Origin of the sequence: Streptomyces sp. NBC_00178, assembly GCF_036206005.1 — a bacterium.
Taxonomy (GTDB): Bacteria; Actinomycetota; Actinomycetes; order Streptomycetales; family Streptomycetaceae; genus Streptomyces.
In genome coordinates this window covers 7,100,639-7,121,915 of sequence record NZ_CP108143.1, presented here as the reverse complement: position 1 = coordinate 7,121,915, position 21,277 = coordinate 7,100,639, and the positions used below count along the sequence as shown (strand labels likewise).

11 protein-coding genes are annotated in these 21,277 nt (G+C 71.5%); 6 read left to right on the top strand and 5 right to left on the bottom strand.

All coding sequences use genetic code 11. The features are described from left to right. Positions 1-667 precede the first annotated feature (667 nt). Entirely contained in the window at positions 668-10,225 is a 9,558-nt protein-coding gene (locus OHT61_RS31325; RefSeq protein WP_329042842.1) for a hypothetical protein, read from the top strand. 80 nt (positions 10,226-10,305) lie between these two features. Here OHT61_RS31325 and OHT61_RS31320 read toward each other — a convergent pair whose 3' ends face one another. Then, entirely contained in the window at positions 10,306-10,644 is a 339-nt protein-coding gene (locus OHT61_RS31320; RefSeq protein WP_329042841.1) for a YbaB/EbfC family nucleoid-associated protein, read from the bottom strand. 145 nt (positions 10,645-10,789) lie between these two features. Continuing rightward, positions 10,790-11,617 (bottom strand): RICIN domain-containing protein, encoded by an 828-nt coding sequence (locus OHT61_RS31315; RefSeq protein WP_329042840.1) that lies wholly within the window; start codon positions 11,615-11,617, stop codon positions 10,790-10,792. Between the two features lie 718 nt (positions 11,618-12,335). On the opposite strand from OHT61_RS31315, the gene OHT61_RS31310 reads away from it, so the two are divergent. Continuing rightward, positions 12,336-13,082: a hypothetical protein gene (locus tag OHT61_RS31310; RefSeq protein ID WP_329042839.1), complete on the top strand. Its 747-nt coding sequence runs from the start codon at positions 12,336-12,338 to the stop codon at positions 13,080-13,082. A 125-nt stretch (positions 13,083-13,207) separates the two neighbouring features. On the opposite strand, the gene OHT61_RS31305 is transcribed toward OHT61_RS31310, so the two are convergent. Continuing rightward, the gene (locus OHT61_RS31305; protein ID WP_329042838.1) at positions 13,208-14,137 is read right to left on the bottom strand and encodes a VOC family protein; all 930 of its coding nucleotides are present in this window, start codon (positions 14,135-14,137) and stop codon (positions 13,208-13,210) included. 555 nt (positions 14,138-14,692) lie between these two features. Here OHT61_RS31305 and OHT61_RS31300 point away from each other — a divergent pair. The 3 genes from OHT61_RS31300 to OHT61_RS31290 all read left to right on the top strand — a co-directional run bounded on the left by OHT61_RS31300 (position 14,693) and on the right by OHT61_RS31290 (position 17,701). Beyond that, entirely contained in the window at positions 14,693-15,550 is an 858-nt protein-coding gene (locus OHT61_RS31300; RefSeq protein WP_329042836.1) for an arylamine N-acetyltransferase family protein, read from the top strand. A 439-nt stretch (positions 15,551-15,989) separates the two neighbouring features. Beyond that, positions 15,990-17,090 carry a CE1758 family FMN-dependent luciferase-like monooxygenase gene (locus OHT61_RS31295; RefSeq protein ID WP_329042834.1) on the top strand — a complete coding sequence of 367 codons (1,101 nt, stop codon included), beginning with the start codon at positions 15,990-15,992 and terminating at the stop codon, positions 17,088-17,090. Then, entirely contained in the window at positions 17,087-17,701 is a 615-nt protein-coding gene (locus OHT61_RS31290) for an FMN reductase (protein WP_329042832.1), read from the top strand. Before OHT61_RS31295 ends, OHT61_RS31290 begins: the two co-directional genes overlap by 4 nt. A 96-nt stretch (positions 17,702-17,797) precedes the next feature. Here OHT61_RS31290 and OHT61_RS31285 read toward each other — a convergent pair whose 3' ends face one another. Continuing rightward, positions 17,798-18,643: a prephenate dehydratase gene (locus tag OHT61_RS31285; protein ID WP_329042830.1), complete on the bottom strand. Its 846-nt coding sequence runs from the start codon at positions 18,641-18,643 to the stop codon at positions 17,798-17,800. Beyond that, positions 18,618-19,598, bottom strand: coding sequence for a hypothetical protein (locus OHT61_RS31280; protein ID WP_329042829.1), 981 nt, complete (start codon positions 19,596-19,598; stop codon positions 18,618-18,620). The genes OHT61_RS31285 and OHT61_RS31280 overlap by 26 nt, the downstream gene beginning before the upstream one ends. A 385-nt stretch (positions 19,599-19,983) precedes the next feature. Between OHT61_RS31280 and OHT61_RS31275 the strand changes: the two genes are divergently transcribed. Further along, complete coding sequence (locus tag OHT61_RS31275) at positions 19,984-20,970, top strand: 2-hydroxyacid dehydrogenase (protein ID WP_443049592.1); 987 nt, start codon at positions 19,984-19,986, stop codon at positions 20,968-20,970. Positions 20,971-21,277: the final 307 nt, after the last annotated feature.

Here is a 21,277-nt window from a genome sequence, read left to right as displayed (position 1 = left end):
CTCCTGACCCGGAACAAGACCTCCATCGATGTGGGCAGGGCTTCGTCCAGGAGGTTCTCGTGACCGCCGTCCTCGACCGCGTCCCGCAACAATGCGACGTGGTCGTCCGCCTAAGGGCCAGGTCCGGAGCATCCGCCCGGGCGGGCGCTGCGAACCCCGTTTGGTCAGTCGACCGTCAGGACGGCCTTGTTGTTCGTGCGGTCGGGGTCGAAGTCGAAGAGGTGAGCGCCGAATGCGCCATACGCGGGGTGGACGCTCACGGCACCACGAACCGGGATTTCCGAGCCGGGCCGGACCGCGGAGGGACCGTTCCGACCGCGTCATCCGTCTGCCGAAGCGGCTTGGCCACTGCTTCTCGGATCATGTTCCGAGCCGGATGACGAGGGCTGCGAGGGTGACGGTGCCGAGGTAGGTAGAGGCACGTTTCTCCGCATGCGTGACCACGGCCCATACCGACAGCCTGACCCCAACACCCCACGCACGTAGGCAGATTCCGGAAACAGTTCCTAGCAGTGACCGCACATCGCCTCAACTTCACGTGAACGTTTGCCGATCGGCGCATGTGCCGGCCGGGCATCCTGCAAGATCGTTCCCGACGTCCGACGCCTGGCCGGCGGGAGTGCCAGTCGGTTCTCGGACCCGTTCATGTGATGGGGATGTGATGGGGATGGCTGCTGTCCCCCAAGGTCTGGTGTGTTTCGAAGTACCGCAGGATCTCGCGCGTGAGGTGAAACGGCTCACCGATCCGCGGCGGCGCCTGGCGGCGCTGACCACGTACTTCGACAAGTCGGCCGAAACCGGGCACGCGGCAGGCACGTATCCCGCCGTGGACCAGGACATCTGGGATCACTGGCACGACGAGTTCGCGCGGGCGCGGGAGAGTCTGGGCGGTCTGGACCGCCCGGACGCCGCCGGTCATCTGAAACAGGCGGCCGACATCGTCGCCGAAGCCCATCGCGCACCTCCTCCCATCCGAGCGACGGGCCGCGAAGGCGTCGCCGCCGGCCGGTACAGCCGGTGGCACGAGGACGTCGTCCATCTCGTCGCCGAGAGCATCGCCCTGGACGAGTCAGGGCTCGCCCCGAGCAGTGCGGAGCACCCGGCACGAAGACTGTCGATCCAACTGCGCGACGCGTTCGGCACCGGGGCCCGCTCGGGGATCCGGGCGGGTGCGAGGCTCTCGGAAATCCTCCCGTCCGGCAGCGGACCGGTCGCTTCGACGTCGGCACGGGGCCGGACCGACGAGCCGGACAGCACCCTGGTGACCACTCCCCGTGCGGCCGTCCCCGTGCCGCCACCACACGTGCCCGGTTCCCCGCTCCCTCCGATACCCGAGGAGCGGATCGCCGCCGCCCTCGCTCCGCTCGCCGCCGCTGTGCCGCGGCGCGTGCCGATAGCGCAGGACCTGGACACCCGGCGTCCGCCCAGGCTGGACCGTGATCTGCCGGCAGCCCCCGTCACCACCGGGCCCGTACGGTTCTCGGACTCGGCGCGGCTTCCCCTGTACATGAGCGGGGGCGTGGCCTCCCGGCTGCCCGGGCTCCCCCAGGACGTCGTCCAGCGGTCCTTCAGCTTCGGCCAGAGCGCGCGCGCCCTGCGTGGCACCGAACTCGTCGTGGAGGAACTCGGTCGCGCGCTCTCCGGGTCGGCGGGCATCCGGCCCGTGTCCGAGGAGAGCGGGTTCGGTCTGCTCGACGCGATCGACGCCGGTCTGCGGGCCGGCCCCCAGTCGTTCTTCGGCGACGGTCGGCGCTTCGTCTACCGCACGGCCGGCAGGAAGACCCGGACGCTGCACGTGACCGCCCGGCCCTACGGGCAGTGGGAGCGCTTCACCTTCGGCGCGGGGAAGCCGGTGAAGATCGACACGATGCAGAGGTCGACGGCGACCAGCGGAGAGATGAAGGTCAACAGCACTTCACTGGCGCTGGCGCCGACGGCTCCGCTCGGTCCGCTCAAGCACGTCGTCACCGTCTGGGGCCGGGTGTTCATGCAGGTAGCCATCGGCAAACAGGCGCAGTACAACCTCCGCAACCAGGTGGTGAACCAGACCGAGACCCGCACCACGGACGGCTCACACGCGCATCTGGACGACGTCTGGTACGAGTTCTCGTTGACGGACCGATCCGGCCGTCCGGTCGGCCCGGACGGTGAGATCGTCCTCGCCGGCGACCCGTCCCGGACGCCGTTGGCCTTCGGGTTCGCGGTGCGCGACGGCCTCATGGTGCGGCTCGCCGACAGCATCACGGTGCCGCGGACGCCCCAGAAGCCGATGCCGGAACGCCTGGCCCTGGGCCCGGGGTCCCGTTTCCGGATGGCCAACACCGAGGCGTACGGTCCGGTCGCGCACATCCGGGACTGGGCGCTGCGGCAGATCGATGTGAAGGAAGGCACCGCGGCCGCCGTCCTGCTCGACGACTTCTTCTCCAGTGACTCCTTCCAGCGCATGGGCCGTGCGCTGAACAACGGTCCCGCCTACACCCCGATGCTGTCCCGCGGCCAGGCCGGGGGCGATCCGGCGGGTGTGTTCTCCGTGCGCGTCCAGTCCGGTGACGCGGTCCTGATCAACGAGACCACCGCGGCCGAACTGCGGGACATCGCGCAGTCGACGGTCCGCAACGAGCGGCTGATCCGGAGCACCCTCGGTGCCGAGGTGGGGGGTTCGGCAGGACCTGGGTTCCAGCTCTTCGGCCTGGAGGACGGGGCGTTCGACCTGCGCCTGCTCGCCGGAGTCAGCCTCCGCTACGGTGCCTCGCGCTCGCGGGGGTCGGTCTTCGGCGGATCGGGCGCGGTCAAGTCCGCCGCACAGGCCAAGGGTGCTGCCACCGGCCTGTACCTGGTGCAGAAGACCGTCACCGTCACCGCACCGCCCGACACCAGGGCGGCACTGCCCGAAGCGCGCGGGCACGGGGCCGTGCAGCGGGGCAGGCTGCGGAAGAACTCCCCGCAGAAGTGGAGCGAGGCGCCGCGTACCGAGACGTTCCAGACCTGGGCGGTGGAGCGGCTGACCCGGACCGAGGCACTCCGCCTCGACGGGCTCGGCACCGGCGTCGTGCCGGGCGGTGCGGAGCCCGTGCCGCCGCCGTGGCTCGCAGCCGACGAGCCGCCGACGCTCGGTATGAGCCGGGTGGAGGAGTTCACCTTCGCCGACGGAAGTCTCACCCGGGAGATCGACGGACGCCCTGTCACGTTCGCCGAGCACTTCGCCGATGCCGTCCTGAGGCGGATCGGCACGGTGTACCCCGATCTCGTCGCTCCGTTGGACGAACTCAACCCCCGCAACCCCCGCTGGCGGCACGCAGGTCACTTCGAGACCGTGGTGTCGAACACGCTGGAGGTGCTCAACACGTTGTCGCACCAGGGCATGGCCTCCGGTCTGGAGACGATGGCCTCCACCGGGATGCGGTTCGGGCTGGTCGACTCGGGCGCCCTGACGCGCGGGCACCGCTACGTGTGGGTGGACGCGTCCTTGACCGGACGCCGCTACGAGGGGAAGCAGGAGGACCTGCGGCTGCGTCACAGCGCGCCGGGCAGCGAGAACCTGGGCGGCCGGCAGGGCGGCACGCGCGGGGTGCAGGCAGGTGTCGAGGGTCTGCTCTCGGGGCGGGACACGGACAGGGACCGGGTCGGCCGGCCGCGGAGCAGCGCCACGGCGTCCGTGGGTGTCAGGGTGGGGCGGCGCACGGAGTCCGAGAGCGGCTACGGTCACGGCGCCACGCACGAGGCCATGTCCGTCGGTACCGGCGGCTCGCACCTGCACAGTTACGAACTCACCCTCACGGCCGAGGCGGGCGGCTTCTGGAGGCCCCGCAGATGGATGCGCGGCCTGCTGTCCATGAACGTACTGGGAACCCAGCCATTCGTGTTCACGGACAGACCGACCGCGCTCATCGAACCGCCGGGTGCCGGCGCGGAGCGGTCGGCGGCGCCGGGTGTCGGGAGGGTGCTGCTGAGCCTTCCCGTCGAGCACACGCCGGAGGCCGCTCCGGCGTCATCGGTGGCCCCGGAACCCGCACAGGCGATCCCGTTCGCGGAGGCCCGTGACCTGGTCCTGGCGACCCCGGAGTTCCTGGCCGGGCTCACCGGGCGGGGCGCGTCCCCGCTGTCGGAGCATCCCCACCAGACGGTCTCCGTCACCGCACACGAGATGCTGACGGCAGCGGCGGAGCGGGCACTGGAGGAGGCCTCGGGCGGCTCCTGGCTGGTGACGCTGAAGGGCGCCCCCGCCTACGACGCCGCGGCGCGGGTCTTCGAAGGAAGGTCCCTCACCGCCAACTTCGACCAGAGCTCCGCACCTGCGGGCTGGCGGGCCACCTCCTTGTGGTCCCAGGCCCCTTACCTCGACCGGACGACGGCTCTGGCCCACCGGACCACGCTCGGGGCCGACATGGCCGCGGTGACCGGCGCGGTGAAGATCGAGACGGAGACCACGCTGGGCGGTCTCACCGAGGCGGCCGGACGGGCCAACAGGACGTCCACGCTGTTCCTCGGCGGGCAGGTCGCCTATCTGAACTCCCACCGCGTGGGAAGCGGGGTCACCGGCAGCTACGCGCTGGTGGCCAGCCCCTTCCGGCTGGACACGTCCAGGTCGGTGTCGGTGTCCCGGTCCGCGGTGGCCGAGATCAACCGCAAGGACACGGGACGGCAGGTCGTGGTGACCGCTTCCGTGGCCCACGAGGTAGCGGCGGTCTCCAGCAGGATCGGTGAGCGGGCGACCGGTTCACGGAGCGTGCCGGCGTCCCTGGCGGGGGCGGCGGGCCGCCGGATCGAGCTCGACCGGGGCTGGGTGGGCCATGTCCCCGAGAAGAGTGCCTACCGGCTCGGGCTGCTGAAGGACGGCTTCGGCGACGTACCGCTGTACACGGGGCGTTCGTGGTCGCCTCTGCCGTGGCTGCGCGACCATCCTTTCGGCAGCTGGGCCGTCAACTCCCTGGACACATCAGCGGCGTTGCGGCAGTTCGAGGAGGAGCTGCGTCCGCTCGGGCTGTCCTCGGCGGACCGCGACCAGCTCCGCCGGCTGGTGTCGGACCGGGTGGTGCGCGCGATCGGCAAGGAGATGACGGGGGCGGGCTCCTCGGTGCCGGCCCGAATCGGCCGGTGGGGTTCCCAGACGGCTCAGGTGTGGATCGGGGAACGCCAGGTCCGGCTGCGCGCCGAGCTGATCCCCGTCGAGGAGCGGACGGACGGGTTCCGCGGCATGGGCCACAGCGTGGAACTGGAGGAGCACCGTCAGGCCCTGGAGGGCGTTCAGCAGGGCCGGGGCCGGACATCGGGCGCCACGCTCGGGATCGGTGTCTCCGAGGGCGCCCATGTCGGCGACGGCACCGTCAGGAACGCGGGACCGACGTACTCGCAGTCGGGTTCCGCGCTGCGGTCGGTCACCCAGTCCACGCATGAGGGCACGGTCCGGATCTCGACCGCGACGACCACGCAGGCGCACGGTGAGTACGCGACGCGTTACAGGATCCGTCTGACGCTGGATGTCACCGACACCGGGCAGGCCGATCCGTCGCGCGCTCCGCAGAAGCGGGCGGGCCTCGTCGGCGAGCAGTTCGACCGGTCGTGGCGCAAACTGATCGGCCGCCGGCAGCTGACGGTCTCCGCCGAGGCCGACGCGGGGCGGCTGATCGAGCACTTCCCGATGAGCCTGATGCGGCCCGATCCGTCGGAGCCCCTGGCATACGACCCCCTGGCGCCGGCCGTGCCGATGGTGGACGCGGGGCCGCGTCGGGTCGACGTTCCGCAGTCGCTGGGGACGGGCGGCTGGCACGACGTCAGGCACCCCGGTGCGGGCGGCGAACTGAAGCCGTTCGAGCTGCCCGGTGAGGGCTTCGCCGTCCGGCGGATCATGGGCCTGGACCAACTGCACACCGCCACCACGGTGGCGCTGGGCGCGGCGTACGACGCGTCACTGCTCGTACCGAAGGGCGCCGACCTCGGCGACGACGTGCTGAGGCGGGCGAAGGACACCCCTCTCACCCGGTCGGGGACCGGTTCGGCGCAGAGTCTGGAGGACGGCACGTCGAACGGTGCCCTCACCGCGTTCTACGGCCGCACCCTGACACCGGACGGTTACGCGGTGGCGGGTCTCACCGACCGGGGCCTCTTCGGAGGTGCCGACGGCAGCCTCACGGTGTACTCCAGGCCCGACCTCCGGGCCGCGCGGCTGCTCACCGTGGCGGACGGGATGAAGTTCGAGGCACCCGAGCGGGAGATCCACGGCGGAGGTTCGTCCGCCTCCCAGCAGGGTGTGTCGGAACAATTGCTCGCCGCGGGACCGACCACGTCCGCGGTGAGCACCGGAACGACTCAGTCCGGCACGGGGTCGGGCGCCCAGGAGGGCGACTGGGTGGTGATGGGTGTGTCCGGAGAGCGGCTGGGCTCGGTCAACGTGAAGCCGGAGAAGGACCGGGCCTTCCTGTTCGCCGTCCCCACGACCTGGCTCAGTCTCGCCGCCGTGCGTCACCACGTGAAGGACAGCACGGTGGGCAGTGCCTTCCGGAGCGTGTTCGGCAACACTGATCGGACGCCGCAGGCTCTGGAGACCGACGCCACCGTGCTGGCCTGGGTGCGCGAGGACGTGGCACGCGATCTCGGCCTGATCGACGACGTCCGTTTCCCGCCGGAGGTGGCCGGGGCCTGGGACGCGGTGACCAAGGCGGACAAGGCGTGGACCACGGCCGACACGGTCTACTGGGACCTGCGCCGCGGCGAGGGCCGGCGCCTGGAAGCAAGCGTGCGGGAGGCCGCGGCTCTCGACAGCGGCGGCTCCGAACACGCTGCGGCTCTCACGCGGCTGGAGTCGTTCCGCGACACCCTGCAGGACCGGCTCGCCTTCGCGGAGGCGGTCGCCGAGGAGTACGCCCGCGTCCGCGAGGGCGCTGACCGGCTCACTCGCTGGCATGAACTGGCGGCCACGGAGGAGGGACGGCGACTGCTCGGTGACACACCGCGGCCGGCCGCGGTCACCTTCAGGGCGCCACACTCGGCCAGTGCCGAGTCCTCGACGGCGCAGACGGCGGCGACCGGTGCGCGCACCGCGGACACCGCGACCGCGGCCACGGTTGCGCCGGCCGCGAAGACGACGAACGCCGGGACCGAGTCCGGGGCGTCGAGGTCCGAGGCGCCCAGGACCGGGACCGCGAAGAGCGGGGCGGCGAAGAGCGAAACGGCCAGGCCCGAGGCGTCGGACACGGCGCGGGCGGAGCACGGTGCCGGTGTCCGGCCCGCACACGCCCTGCCGCCGTGGCAGCAGCGCGAGGACGGACCCGACCGACGTCTGCGGCACTACGACGCGGCCACCGACCACCGCACTCTGACGGCCGTCGACCCGGGCGGCCGGAGCTGGGTCCTCGACCTGCACCGGCCGGCCGGGGACGGCAACGGCTTCTACGCCGCGGTCGAACGGGCCGGGGACGGCAGGCTCGGCATCACCGCCGGACAACTGGCATCGGCGGTCTCGCGGAGCGCGGACGTGCCGGTGCACGCCACGCTCGATCCGCTGGCCGTCTTCCACCCGCACGAAGTGGAACCCCTGCTCGGCACGCGGCCACAGGACAGGGAGGTCCTGACCCGCGAGATCACCGCGAACGGAGGCCGGCTGCCCGAGAGCGTGCGGACCGGACTCACTCCCGAGCAGCGGCACCGGCTCGTCGGACTGAACCTGCGTACGGCGCGCAGGTGGGACGCGGACACAGCCGATCTGGCCGCTTCCCTGACCGCGCGCGCCCTGGGTGTCGACCTGACCGTCGTCCAGGAGGACGGTTCCCACCGGCTCCACCCGGGTGCCGCGTCCGAACCCCCCGTCGCACGCCGCCAGGTGACCGTGTACCGGCGGGCGGGTTCCTACCTGGCGGCCGTCCCGCGGCAGGACGCCCCCCTGACGGCGCCGGCGGAGTCCGGGACGTACGCGCGCCCGGAGACGGTCCACCCCGCACTCGGTGAGGCCGCGTCCCACGCGGCGGCACCGGAGGTGCACGAGACCCCTCAGCGGGTTCACGAGGCCGTGCATGAGGCGGGTGTGGTCGCTCCTCACCACGGGACGACGTCCGGGCCGGCCGAGTCGGCCGCCGACGCGCGGCGGAGGGAGATCCGCGAGGGCAAACGACCGGAGCGCGCGGAGACGGAGGCCGCCGGGACCGGGATGAGGGAACCGGCCGGAACGGGGGCCGCCCCGGAGACGCGGGGACGCGCCCAGCAGCAGGAGCGGACCGTCGAGGCGTCGGGGTCCGGCACCCGGCCTCTCGCTCTCGACGACGAGCGGACCGGGCCGGAGGTCTCACTGGACGTGATGTTCGGGCCCGCCGTCGCGCCGAAGACGGTGAAGCGCAGTGAGCAGGACGACGCGGTGAGCCCCCAGGTGCGGCTGAACCCGCTGTGGTACCCGCTGGAGGACTTCCGGCCCGCGCTCCTGGACCGCGGCGGCGTGTGGCTGTACGCGATCGACCAGGACGGACGGTTCTTCCTCGGGAGCGAGGACGTCTGGTCCATCGCCGGAGAGGAGGAGCGGCAGCGGCTCCTCGCCGCGATGCGGACCACCCGGCCCGGACTGACGATGCAGGAACTCCGGGGCGTCCTCAACGATCAGGGTGTGCCGACGGTCGCCGCCGGCTTCGACGAGGCGGGGGCGACGGTCGTCGGTCCCGCCCGTGTCGGCGGTGAACTGTTCCGCGACCCCCTGACCGGCCGGTGGACGATCGACGCGTCCAGCCGGTACGTGGGTCCTGCCGTCCGGCCGGGCGTGGAAGCGGCCGACGTCACCCGCTGGGTACGCAATGCGGCGGAGGTGCTGAGCTCGGCCCTGGGGATCACCGTCCTCGCCAAGGACGCGGAGCGGCCGACCATCGCGCACGGCGCGTTCGTGGCGGGTACGGGGACGCAGGAGCTGGACCACGCCTACGGCCCCCTGGCCGGGCCGAAGAAGGTCAAGGACCGCGAGCGCGACGCCCAGGACTCCGCCCAGGTGCGCCTCAACCCCCTCTGGTACCGCCTGGAGGAGTTCAAGCCCGCCCTGTTGGACCGGACCGATGGTGTGTGGCACTACGCCGTCGACGAGGAGGGTGAGATCAGCATCGGCAGTGACCAGGTGCTGAGCATCATGGCGGAGGACGAGCTCGACGAGCTCTGGTCCGCGATGCGGCGGGCCGACCCGGACCTGACTCGGGAACAGTTGCGGGCCGCGATCGACAACCAGGGCCATCCCACCGTCGCCGCCGGATTCCGTACCGACGGGAGCACCGTCGTCCGCCCCGCACGCATCAGCGGCGAGCTCTCGTACGACCCCGTGGCGCGGAGCTGGCAGCTCACCGACAAGTCCGGCCGCTACATGAGCAACAAGATCCGGCCGAGCCTGTCCCCCGAGGACGGGCTGCGGTGGCTGGCCAACACCGCGCGGCGCATCGCCGAGCAGGTCGGCGTGCCCGTCACGCCGGTCCTGTTCAAGAACGCGTCGGGGGCGCCGGCCACCGTTCCTCCCGCCCCGGTGCTCGCGGAGGAGACCGGACCCGTCGTGCCCGCGCAGGTCGACCTCCTGGACCCGGCCGTCTTCCTGGAACGCTCCGGCAGCGCGGGGCCGGAGCTGCGGTCCCTCTCCCGAGTGGCCGGCCTGGACAGGCTGTTGAACGAGTACCGGGGTACGGGCGATCACGAAGGGGAGCGGCGCGTCGAGCTGCTGGACACCCTGGCCGACCGTGCCCGGATCTACGCGGCCACGACGAAGAACGAGCAACGTCGCGAAGTCGTCGTGCAGTTGGCGGAGCAGGCCGGAGCCATGGCCGCGGAACTACGGGCCCGGGTCTCGGCGCCGGGTGCGGCCGTCGCGACCGAGGAGGCCGCCGGGGTGGCCGACGGTGCGTCCGTCGGTCCTCTCGTCGGGACGGAGAGTGAGCGGGATCGCATCGCGCGGGCCAAGCGCGTCTGGCAGGGGCCGGTGGCGGAGCAGGCACAACAGCTGGAGCAGCGGCTGCTGGACGCCGGTCCGGGTGCCAGGTCGCTCGTACTGGGCGTGCTGCCGGACGAACCGCTGTGGGCCGTCAACACCGCTCGAACGGTCCGCTGGATGGAGCACAGCACCGGCCGGCTGACCCGGACTCCGCAGTCCGCGGTGGGCCGGGTGGAGTCGATCGACCTGGACCCCCGGTCCCGCTTGATCGGTTCTGCGTCGGAAGCCGGCACAGGGGCCCAGTTCTGCGGGCTCACACTCGGCAGCGACCTCACGCACGTCATGTGACGGCGCCGCGGGAAGACGTGAGGGGCCCGGTGGGACGGTCGGGCGACCGTTCCACCGGGCCCCTTGCTGCCGGAAGCCCGTCAGCCGGAGATGTCCCGCAGTCCCGTGCGGAGGGAGTCGAGAGCGGGAACGAGCCGCGCCTCGTGACGGTCGGCCAGCGTCTGCTGGGCGTCCCGGACGGCGGAGACGACGAGGTCGGCAAGTCCCCGGGCATTGCCCGGGTCGGCCACCGCCGGTGAGATCACCAGGTTCGCCAGCACGCCCTTGCCGTCGAGCGTCGCCCTCACCGCGCCGCCGCCGGCGGTCCCGTCCACCCTGAGCAGGCGCAGCTCTTCCTGAGCGCGCGCCAGGTCCTCCTGCAGTTTCCGGGTGCTGTCGAGCAGTTTGCCGAGGCTGAAGCCGTCGTCGTCGAGATCCATGTACGTGTTCCGATCCGTGGGGGCTACGCGGTACGGGAGACCGTCGTTCGTGGAGCCGTCGCGGCCGCTCGGGCGGCCGGGCGGATTCACCGGGAAGTCGGGACGGGGGCGCCGGCGTCGCCGGCGCCCCCTCACCCGGCCTCGCTCAGCGCTTGCTCCACTTCTGGTTGTCGGTGCCGAAGCAGTCCCACAGCTGGAGCTTCGTTCCGTTGGAGGTGTTCTCGTCGGTGACGTCGACACACTTGCCGACCGCCGTGTTCACCAGGTCGTGCGCACTGTTGAGCTTGAACTTCTGGGCCCAGCCGCCGTTGCACGTGGCAAGCTGGATGGGAGTGCCGTTGCCCTGGTTCGCACCTGCGAGGTCCATGCAGAGACCGAACATCCTTGCGGTGCCGTCCGAGCGGAAGTCGATCTTCTGCCAGGATCCACCGCCGCAGTCCCAGATCTCCAGCCGGGTGCCGTCGCGGGCCGTGCCGTTGCTGGCTCCCGTGGCAGCGATGCAGCGACCGCTGTCGTGACTGAAGACGGGAACGCCGGAGTAGGTGACGGCCTTCGACTGGGAGGAGCCTGACGACTGCCCGCTGCCGCCGGATCCGCCGGACGCACTGCCGGACTGGGAGCTGGTCCCCGCACCGGCTGCGGGAGCGGCCGGAGCGTGGCTTCCCGAGCCGCCCGACGTGCCGGAGCCACCCGATGTGCCGGGGGCCTTGGACTCGGGCGACGCACCGGGCTTGCCCGATGCACCCGCGCCACCTGCCGTCCCGGCGACCAGCTTCGGGCTTCCCGGCGGCACGGGGCCGGGCCCGGCGGCCTGGACACCACCGAACCCGCCCGCGGCGGGCGTGGAGCCGTGCGGGGCGACAGAGGGGGAGGAACCGGCGGCGGCCGGCGAGGCGGACGCGGCCGCGGCGGCCTCGTCCTTCTTGCTGTCGCCGGAGGGGATCTTCGCCACCGCGAACACGATCAGGATCACGCAGACCGTCAGCGCGGCCGCACCGGCAGCCCACGTCCACGGTTTCGGACCGGGGTTACCACCTCCACGCAACTGCGTGGTGCGCCGGGTGAAGGCGTCCGCAAACCGTGACGATGCTCCGTCAAGCAGCGCCGGGTCCTGCGGCTTTGGTTGGGGCGGCACTTCGACTCCCGTGAGTTCGTAAACCATGGACGGACGGGGAAGCGCGCCTGCAGGCTTCCCCTACCGAAGAAATTATGCCAATCAAGCAATGTCCTGGAGATCGCCACCCTCGCCGACCGGGTTCCATGGAGGAGACATCGGTCGGGAGCATGTGTCGATCAGCACGCGGCGGCTATTGCATGCCCGCGCGCATGACGCGCGTTCCGCGTCGGCGTTCGGCACGGTACCAGGCGCGGGCCACACGTACGGAGCCGGATCCGCATGCCCGAGACACCTGACGGCGACGCGCTGCCGTGCGGGCCGGTCTCGCGCTTCTCCGCCGGCCCCGCGGATGCGCGGCCAGGGCGCGGTGAACACGTGTCTCCCCCGCTCGTCATATGTCGCGTCGACCACCCGGAGCGGGCGCTGCACGCGCACCGGGCCGCCGTGACCGAGGGAGGTGCCGCCCCCGGGCCGCCACGCCCCGGGACCGCCGGTCCGGCCACCGCGGCTTCGCCGCAGGGCTGATCTTGGCGACATCGGGGCATGCACCTGCTGGACGAAGGGCGGGGTACGGATGGCGGGGATCTGGTGGGCCGTCGCGGTTCTGGCCGTGGGCGCGGGGTGGGCGGCCTGGCGCGCTCTCCGGTACCCGGGCGCTCCCGCGTACGCCTTTCAGCGGAAGTACCGGAGCGAGCGCAGGGATCTGGCCGGAGCACGCGGGCACGTACGGGGCCTGAGAAGTGCGGCCCTGCGCGAGAGGGGACGGGCCTGGCTCACGGCGGAGCGGGCCGAGCGGGCCTACCGACGACGCATAGTCCGGGTCGAGGCCGAGCTGCGACAGCTGCGCACACCGAAGCGCGGGCGCCGCGTGGAGCAGTTGGGCCGGATCGTCCTGCATGAACACGCGGTGCTCGTCGGCCCCGCCGAATTGCCCCTGGCCGGACTGAAGGTCCGCCTCGAACCCGCCCGGTCGGGCAAGACGTGGTACGTGTACCTGGCCGAGCCGGACGGGCACGAACTCATGGAGCGCTTCGGCGCCAAGGAGTACCCCGAGGACACGGTCCGCAGCTTCGGAACCCGGTTGCAGAACGCTTCCGTGAAGGCCGGCCGGCGCCTCGACAGGCGCGGCGGCGCCATCCGCAGGCTCGAAGCCGAGCTGCTGCGGGCCAGGACCGCCACCGGGCCCGTGGAGGCGGCACGGGCGGCACGCGAGGAGACCAGGGTGCGCCACGAGAACCGCCCTGAACTGCCGAAGGCCAGAGCGGCACTCGAAGACGCGAAGGACACCTGGCAGGGCCTGACCGGACGCCGTCCCCGCTGACGGCCAGGTCCCCCGCCCGGGCCACAGGACTCCTGCGGGCGGTCGGCCCGGCCGGCACCCGCAGGGCCTCGGGCAGCCGGCTCGCGCCAGCTGGACGAACCGACCGCCTCCGGGGCAGCCCGCGGTCAGTGGAGTCCGGCCATCAGCTCGGCCAGGTCCTCCGGCTCGATCATCGACGGCGGGAGCGGCGGGCCCCAGAAGTTGCCGGCCTGGAGGTCGAAGACACCGGGGTTCCAGAGTTCGTCCTCGGTGATCTGGTCCATGTCGGAGTAGTACTCGCTGAGGTTTCCGGCCGGGTCACGGAAGTAGTAGAAGTAGTTGGCCCCCACCCAGTGCCGTCCGAGGCCCCAGGTGTGACGCTCCGGGTGGTCCGCGAGCAGGGACTCGGCGCCGCGGCCGATCTCGTCGACGTCGTCGACCTCCCACGAACTGTGGTGCATGAAGGGCACCGGAGCCGCCTGGACGGCGAGGTTGTGGTGGTCGGTGGAGCAACGCATGAACGCCCCGAAGTCCTTGACCTCGTCGCTCACCTTGAAGCCGATGTCCTCCGTGAAGAACCGCTGCGTGGTGGCGACGTCCGTCGACCCGAGAGAGATGTGCCCGAGCTTGCGCGGACGCACCGGGCCCGACCTCAGGAGGGAGGCCGCGCGGGCGTTGGGACGCCCGATGGTGCCCGGCGTGTTGAACGGTCCCGCAGGCGTGGGCTGCTGCTCGATGTGCGGTGCGACGGTCACGACGACGGAGAGGCCCGTGACCGGCTCCGTGGTCCGCAGCCGATCGCCCTCGACGGTGACGGCGGTGTCGCTGCGCCGGAGCGAGCTCTCGATACGGCCGAGGTCGTCGCGGTCGTCTGCGCCGACGCCGAGGGACAGCAGCCGCCGGATCGGCGCATGGACGATACGCAGCTGACGCGGGCCACCGTCGACCGTGCCGAACCAGTGTTCCGACTCGTTGTCCGACTGCTCGGGGATGAGTCCGAACGCCGTGTAGTACTCGACGGTTTCCTCGATGTTCGGCACCCCGAGGGTGATGTCGGTGAGGCGGTGCAGGGCCATGGGTCAATCTCCGGATCTGAGCGAATGGGGCCGACGGACGACAGGCGCGTTCCACACCTGTTGGTCGCCCTTCGGCAGCTGGCAGCACGGGCCGCCGCGCGTGAGCACGACGCGGAGTCGCGAGAGGCCCCCGGAGCACCACGGTCGGCGCGGTGGCACCCGCTTCGCTGCGCCGACCCTTCGGCATGGGACAGCTGCGGCAACGTGGAAAGCCACTCGGCCGATCGCGCCTGAATCTCGACGGCCCGGCGCCGCGCCCGTCAGGTCTGGCCGACAGGGGCAGTTCCGCTCGCCACGAGCAGCGGACTCAGCCAGCAAATTATAGTAGGATGCTTGTTTAGTCAATCATTTCTGGAGGGCCGGACGCAGCTCCACCAAGGCCGCACCCCCGAAAGGGACATGGACCGCTTCACCGCACCCTGGGCGCCGGGTACCGCTTTCGGCAGGTCACGGCGGCAGCTCCGGCTCCTCGCGGGCGCCGGCGGCCCGCCCGGCTCACCCGCACGGCCACCCCGCCCCGTTGTCACACACCGCACCTCTGAAGGAGAACGAAGCGTGAGCGATCCACAGGTCGACGACCGGCCTGCGCCGGAGACGGCCGGTGCCGGCTCCCCGGCCGAACTGCACATCGACCAGCACCGCGTCGCCGCCTACCTCGAGCGCATCGGCGCCGCGCGCCCCGCGCAGCCGGACGCCGGACACCTGCGCGAACTGCAGTTCCGTCATGTGCGCACGGTGCCGTTCGAGAACCTGGGCATCCACCTCGGCGAGCAGATCACCCTCGACCCGCAGTCCCTGGTGGACAAGATCTCGGCCGGGCGACGTGGCGGAATCTGCTACGAGTCGAACGGCGCCTTCGCGGCTCTGCTGTCCAGCCTGGGATACCGCGTCAGCCTGCTCTCCGCGCGCGTCTTCATGGGCGAGGCCTTCGGTCCGCCCTTCGATCACCTCGCTCTGCGCGTGGACACCCCGGAGCCCTGGCTCGTGGACGTGGGCTTCGGACGCCAGATCGAGTTCCCGCTGCGCCTGGACGACCGGGGTGAGCAGCGAGGGCCCGGCGGCATCTTCCGCATCGAGGACGCACCCGACGGCGACCTGGACGTGTACCGGGACGGCGCCCTGCAGTACCGCGTCGAATCCCGCCCTCGCACGCTCTCGGACTTCACGTCCGCGTGCTGGTGGCACACGACCTCACCCGAGGCGCACTTCACCCGGTCGCTGGTCTGCTCACTTCCGACCGAGTCCGGCCGCGTTACCCTGAGCGGGCGGAAGCTGCTGGTCACGGACGCGGAGGGCCACAAGCAGGTGGACCTGCCGGAGGACTCCGTCGTCGCGGCGTATCGCGACCACTTCGGCATCACCCTGGACCGCGCGCCCGAGCCGATCTTGTCACGGCTGGACGGCGAGGCATAGGACCTCCGGCCGCCGGAAGTGCACGGCGGCAGCCCGTACCGGGCCGGCCACGGGGGCTGCCGGCCCGGTGCGCGGACGAGGTACCGGCCTCGCGCCCCATTTACTTGCACGGTAAAGCATTGTTGGATACCATTGCTTTGCACGGCAATGAGTTTGGTCCTCTGTCGAGCTTGATCCGCCGGACGGAAGAGCGAGGCACACCCGAAGTTGCTCACGGGCGGATGAGCAGCGACGACCGACATGTCAGGCCTCCCAGCCGCGTGGACCCCCGGGAGGCCACGAGCGGTCGGCCCTCCACCCGCGCGGTATCGCGATCCTGTGCGGCGCGGAACACGCCGCTTCAGGATCCCGCCCCACCTGGCACGGCCTGGGCCGGCAGCACAACGCCGTCCTTCGACAGCAAGACCCACCATCGGATTGATTAGGCAGGTTGATCACCATGCACTTCGGAATCTTCGGCGTCGGGGACATCGCCCGTGACCCGCTGTCCGGGCACACCCCCTCGGAGCACGAGCGGATCAAGGCGCTGACGGAGTACGCACAGCTCGCCGAGGAGGTGGGCCTGGACGTCTTCGCGATCGGTGAGCACCACAACCGGCCGTTCGTCCCCTCGTCCCCCACGACGCTCCTCGGGTACATCGCCGCGCGGACGAGCCGCATCCTGCTGTCGACGTCCACCACGCTGATCACCACCAACGACCCGGTGAAGATCGCGGAGGACTACGCCATGCTCCAGCACCTGGCGGACGGCCGCGTCGACCTGATGATGGGCCGCGGCAACACCGGACCGGTCTACCCCTGGTTCGGCAAGGACATCCGCGACGGCATCCCGCTCGCGGTCGAGAACTACGCCCTCCTGCACAAGCTGTGGCGCGAGGACGTCGTCGACTGGGAAGGCAAGTTCCGCACCCCCCTGCAGTCCTTCACCTCGACCCCGCGCCCCCTGGACGGCATCCCGCCGTTCGTCTGGCACGCGTCCATCCGCTCCCCCGAGATCGCCGAACAGGCCGCCTACTACGGCGACGGCTTCTTCCACAACAACATCTTCTGGCCCAAGGAGCACGTCCAGCAGCTGGTCGGCCTCTACCGCCGACGCTTCGAGCACTACGGCCACGGCCCCGCCGATCAGGCGACCGTCGGCCTGGCGGCCCAGCTCTACATCGGGAAGACGTCGCAGGACGCGATGAACGAGTTCCGTCCCTTCTTCGACAACTCCCAGGCGTACGGCGGCGGACCCTCGCTGGAGGAGACGAAGGAGCGGACCGCCGTCGTGGTCGGAAGCCCGCAGGAGGTCATCGAGCGCGTACTCGCGTACAAGGAGCTCGCGGGCGGTGCCTACCAGCGGCAGCTCTTCAACGTCGACGGCATCGGGGTGCCCCGCGCGACCGTGCTCCGGCAGATCGAGCTGCTGGGAGAGGTCCTGCCGGTGCTCCGGAAGGAGTTCGCCGCAGACCGCCCGGCCCACGTCCCGGACGCCCCGACCCACGCCTCCCTGAAGGCGGCGGCACAGGACACGCGCACCGAGGAGACCGCCCGATGAAGCGCACGCTCGTCATCGTCTCCGCCGGACTGCGGCTGCCGTCGTCGACCCGGATGCTGGCCGACAGGATCGCCGACGCGGCCCGCACCGAGCTCGGACTCCTCGGCGACCAGGTCGAGCTCGAATTCGTCGAGGTGCGCTCCCACGCCCACGACCTGGTGAACCACCTCCTGACCGGTCAGCCGTCGACCGAGCTGGCGTCGGTCTTCGACACCATCGCGCGCGCGGACGGCCTGATCACGGTGACACCGACGTTCACCGCTTCGTACAACGGCCTGTTCAAGATGTTCTTCGACAGCATCGACGACCAGGTGCTCGTGGACAAGCCCGTCCTGATCGCGGCCACCGGGGGGACCGGCAGGCACTCCCTGGTCCTCGACCACGCGCTGCGCCCCATGTTCACGTACCTGCACGCGGTCGTGATGCCCACCGGTGTGTTCGCCGCGCCCGAGGACTGGGGCAGCGGGGACGACTCGCAGGCGTCGCTGACGGACCGGGTCGCGCGAGCGGGCCGCGAACTCGCGCGTGAGGTGCACCGCAGGGAAGCGCCGGTCATCGTGGATCCGTACGCCGACCCGACGCCGTTCAGCGAGATGCTCCTCGGCGAATGAAGGGTGGTGCGGCCGGGCAGGCCGGTTCGCGCCGCTGAGCGGCGGACCGGCTCCGTACCCGGCCGGCCGCACGCCGCACGTCGCCCCCCGCGCCGCTCAGCCGGCACGTCCGTTCAAACGGTGCGGGTGCGCGGGGTACACGCCGAGGACGCGTACCTCGGTCGAGAAGAAGCCCAGCTCCTGGAGGGCGAGTTCGACCCTCGGCTCGTCGGGGTGGCCCTCGATCTCCGCGTAGAACCGGCTGGCGTTGAGGCCGGCGCCCATCTGGTAGCTCTCGATCTTGGTGAGGTTGACGGCGCTGCTGGCGAATCCACCGAGCGCCTTGTAGAGGGCGCTCGGGATGTTCCGCACGCAGAAGAACAGGCTCGTCATCGTCGGCTCGCCCGTGAACGGGGGCGTGGCGGATTCCCGGGAGAGCACGACGAAACGCGTGGTGTTGTCGGGGTCGTCCTCGACCCCGGCGCGGAGCGTCACCAGGTCGAACAGCGCTGCCGCCGCGGGCGGGGCGAGGGCCGCGTGCCGCGGATCGCCGAGCTCCGCCACCTCGCGCGCCGCCCCGGCCGTGTCGTCGCAGACGAGCGTGCGCCAACCGCCCTCGCGCAGCACCTTGCGGCACTGGCCCAGCGCGTGCACATGGCTGCGTACGACCTCCACCTGGTCGAGCGATGTGCCCGGCACGGCCATGAGGTCGAAGCGGATGGGCAGGAAGTGCTCGGCGACGATGAAGAGCCCGGACTCCGGCAGGAGGTGGTGCACGTCGGCGACGCGTCCCGCGGCGGAGTTGTCCACCGGGATCACCGCGACGTCGGCAGCACCCAGCGTGACGGCGTCGAGGGCCTGGTCGAACGCCGTGAAGGGGAGTTCGCTGCCCGTCGGGTACAGCGTTCTGGCGACGGTCGAGGAATTCGATCCTGGTTCACCCTGATATGCGACGTTCGTCACCGTGTTGCGCCTTCCGCGTGGTGGTCTTGCCGAGCGGCGGCAGTGTCTCCACTGCGAACCGCATGCACTGAAGTATCGGTGAGGTGCCCTCGACCATGTGCACCAGTGACTGTCCCTCGTGGTGCCCGGCCGACGGGAGTGCCCTTTCGTACGCGGCCACGACGACGTGGCGGACCATGGGGCCGACCCGAGTCAGATGAGTCACCGCGGACTCCTCGGCGGCCGAGGAGTCCACCTCCCCGCTGTCCGGCAGGCCTCGCAGCGCCGCCGCCAGAGCCGTTCGCTCGTCGTGCAGCACGGCGGCCAGTTCGGCCGCCGAGGCGGGCGGTGACAAGGCCGCCGGGCCCGCATCGGCCGGGACGTCCGGCGCGAGGCCTGCCAGGGCGTCGGTCACCCGGCGGGCCGCGCCGAGGGCCATCGCCGTGACCGCGGTACGGAGGAAGAGCGTGTCCTCGACCCGCAGGGCGGTACCCGCGGCACGCGTGGCGAGGCCTGCGGGCACGAAGGCGTCGGTCAGTTCGAACGTGGCCGCGTGTTCCGGCTCACCGCTTCCGCCGGGCAGGGCGCGCGGCAGCGTCCTCTCCGGAAGGACGAAGAGATCCCGGCCGTCCTCCCCCACGCCCGTACGCCGCTGCCGGCGCACCGTGGGGACTGGCACGGCGACCCAGTCGGTCCGGTCGCCCGTGGGCGGACGCCATCGGCCCGAGAGGGCGAACCCGCCGGGCACGGCGCGGGCGACCGGGCCCGCTCCGTCGACGGTGACGGGGAAGGCGGCCGCGAGCGGCGCCGCCCAGTTCCAGGTCCGGGTGAAGGCGTCCCAGGCCGCGGTCGGGTCCTGGTGGCCCGCGTGCTCGAAGCATGCGAGCACGCGCGGCAGTCCCGCGTCCGGGCCCGCCAGGCCGGGGAGACAGTCGCCCGGCACACCAGCCGTCGCATCCCGAGTCCGCTCGCTCACCGCTTCACCACCTGTCGCCCTTCACGGGGTGTCGTCCGGCTCGCCGCCACCGGTATCCGATCACCCACACCGTTCACGGGGTCGAAGTGGACAAGCGTTCACGTGAGTCCCGCCACAGGGCCCCGCGTGGCCGCGCGCCGCACTGTCGTGCAGCCCGGCCTACCGGCAGATGCGTGTTCCACGAGAGACGGACACGTGTGAGCGACCACATGCCGGACCGCTCCCATCCAAGACGACCAACCATATTATATTGGACATCCGCAGGATCCTGCGTACGCCTCACGCGTCGCAGCCGCGACGGCCCGCGCCGGGAGCCGCGACTCCCGCCGGCCGATGCCGTCCGCCGGAGTCCGGCCGCGCCAAGCATCCGAGGAATGGAAGAACTGTGAGCCCAGTCACGCCCTTGAACAGCGCCTCCACCGGCCGCCACGGCGGCGAACGGGCGCTCGCCTGGCTTCCCGTACCCGAGGCGGAGTTCGAGGATCTCCCGGACAGCCTGGACTACGCGCACTGGGACGGCCGCGGCGAGTACCCCACCGATCCGGCCCTGGTCTCCTTCTACGCACCCCCGATCACCAAGGACAGCGCCGTGATCCTGGCGCCGCTGCCGCACATGCCCCGACTGCGCGTCCTGCAGGCGCTCAGCGCGGGCGTCGACTACCTGCTCCCCCACCTCGGGCCGGACGTCGTGCTGTGCAACGCCCGCGGTGTGCACGACGGCAGCACGGCCGAGATGGCGCTGACGTTGACGCTGGCAGCGCTGCGCGGGGTGCCGGACTTCGTCCGCAACCAGGCCGAGGGCCGCTGGCAGGAAGGCGTCCGCCCCTCCCTCTTCGGCGCCACGGTCCTCATCGTGGGGTACGGATCGATCGGTACGGCGATCGAGGAACGGCTGCTCCCCTTCGGATGCGCGGTGGAACGCGTGGCCGGCCGGGCGCGCTGGTCCGAGCGCGGTCCGGTCCACTCGCCCTCCGCCCTGGGTGACCTGCTGCCGAAGGCGGACGTGGTGATCCTCTCGGTGCCGCTGACCGCGGGAACGCACCACCTGGTCGACGCCGGATTCCTGGCCGTGATGAAGGACGACGCCCTCCTCGTCAACATGGCACGTGGTGCGGTGGTGGACACCGAAGCCCTGCTCACCGAAGTCCGGACGGGGAGGCTGCGGGCCGCCCTCGACGTGACCGATCCCGAACCGCTGCCCGCGGGGCATCCGTTGTGGACCGCGCCGGGCGTCCTCATCAGCCCGCACGCGGGCGCGTTCACGACCGCGTTCGTGCCCCAGGTCAAGCGGCTGCTCAGCGACCAGTTGCACCGTCTCGCCGACGGGCGGGAACCGCGCAACACCGTCACCGCTCTCCCCGCCGCGAGCTGAACGGTCCCCTCATCCGGCGGCAGCAGCCCTCTTCTCCGCCCCATATGGCGGTGGGGATTCCGGGAGATCAGGGGCAGGCCCCGACGCGTGCCCGGGCCGAACGTGCGTGTTCGGGCAGCCGTGTACTCGCGGGCGTCTGACCGGCCCGGGCTCACCGGTTGTCGGCCGGAGGGCGGATCGGGCAGGGCGGCCGACAGGCACCAAGTCGTTATAAAAAAGACCTGACACCTACTCATGAGTCCATACGTGTGAAGGGTGAACGCCTCCTGCGCGTGGCCCCTGCACACATGCGTCAGCGGTCGCGTGC

What these genes read in the sequence shown, in the direction of transcription:
- OHT61_RS31325 (WP_329042842.1), top strand. Translation starts at nt 668, where the DNA reads ATGGCTGCTGTCCCCCAAGGTCTGGTGTGTTTCGAAGTACCGCAGGAT.
- OHT61_RS31320 (WP_329042841.1), bottom strand. Translation starts at nt 10,644, where the DNA reads ATGGATCTCGACGACGACGGCTTCAGCCTCGGCAAACTGCTCGACAGC.
- OHT61_RS31310 (WP_329042839.1), top strand. Translation starts at nt 12,336, where the DNA reads ATGGCGGGGATCTGGTGGGCCGTCGCGGTTCTGGCCGTGGGCGCGGGG.
- OHT61_RS31305 (WP_329042838.1), bottom strand. Translation starts at nt 14,137, where the DNA reads ATGGCCCTGCACCGCCTCACCGACATCACCCTCGGGGTGCCGAACATC.
- OHT61_RS31295 (WP_329042834.1), top strand. Translation starts at nt 15,990, where the DNA reads ATGCACTTCGGAATCTTCGGCGTCGGGGACATCGCCCGTGACCCGCTG.
- OHT61_RS31290 (WP_329042832.1), top strand. Translation starts at nt 17,087, where the DNA reads ATGAAGCGCACGCTCGTCATCGTCTCCGCCGGACTGCGGCTGCCGTCG.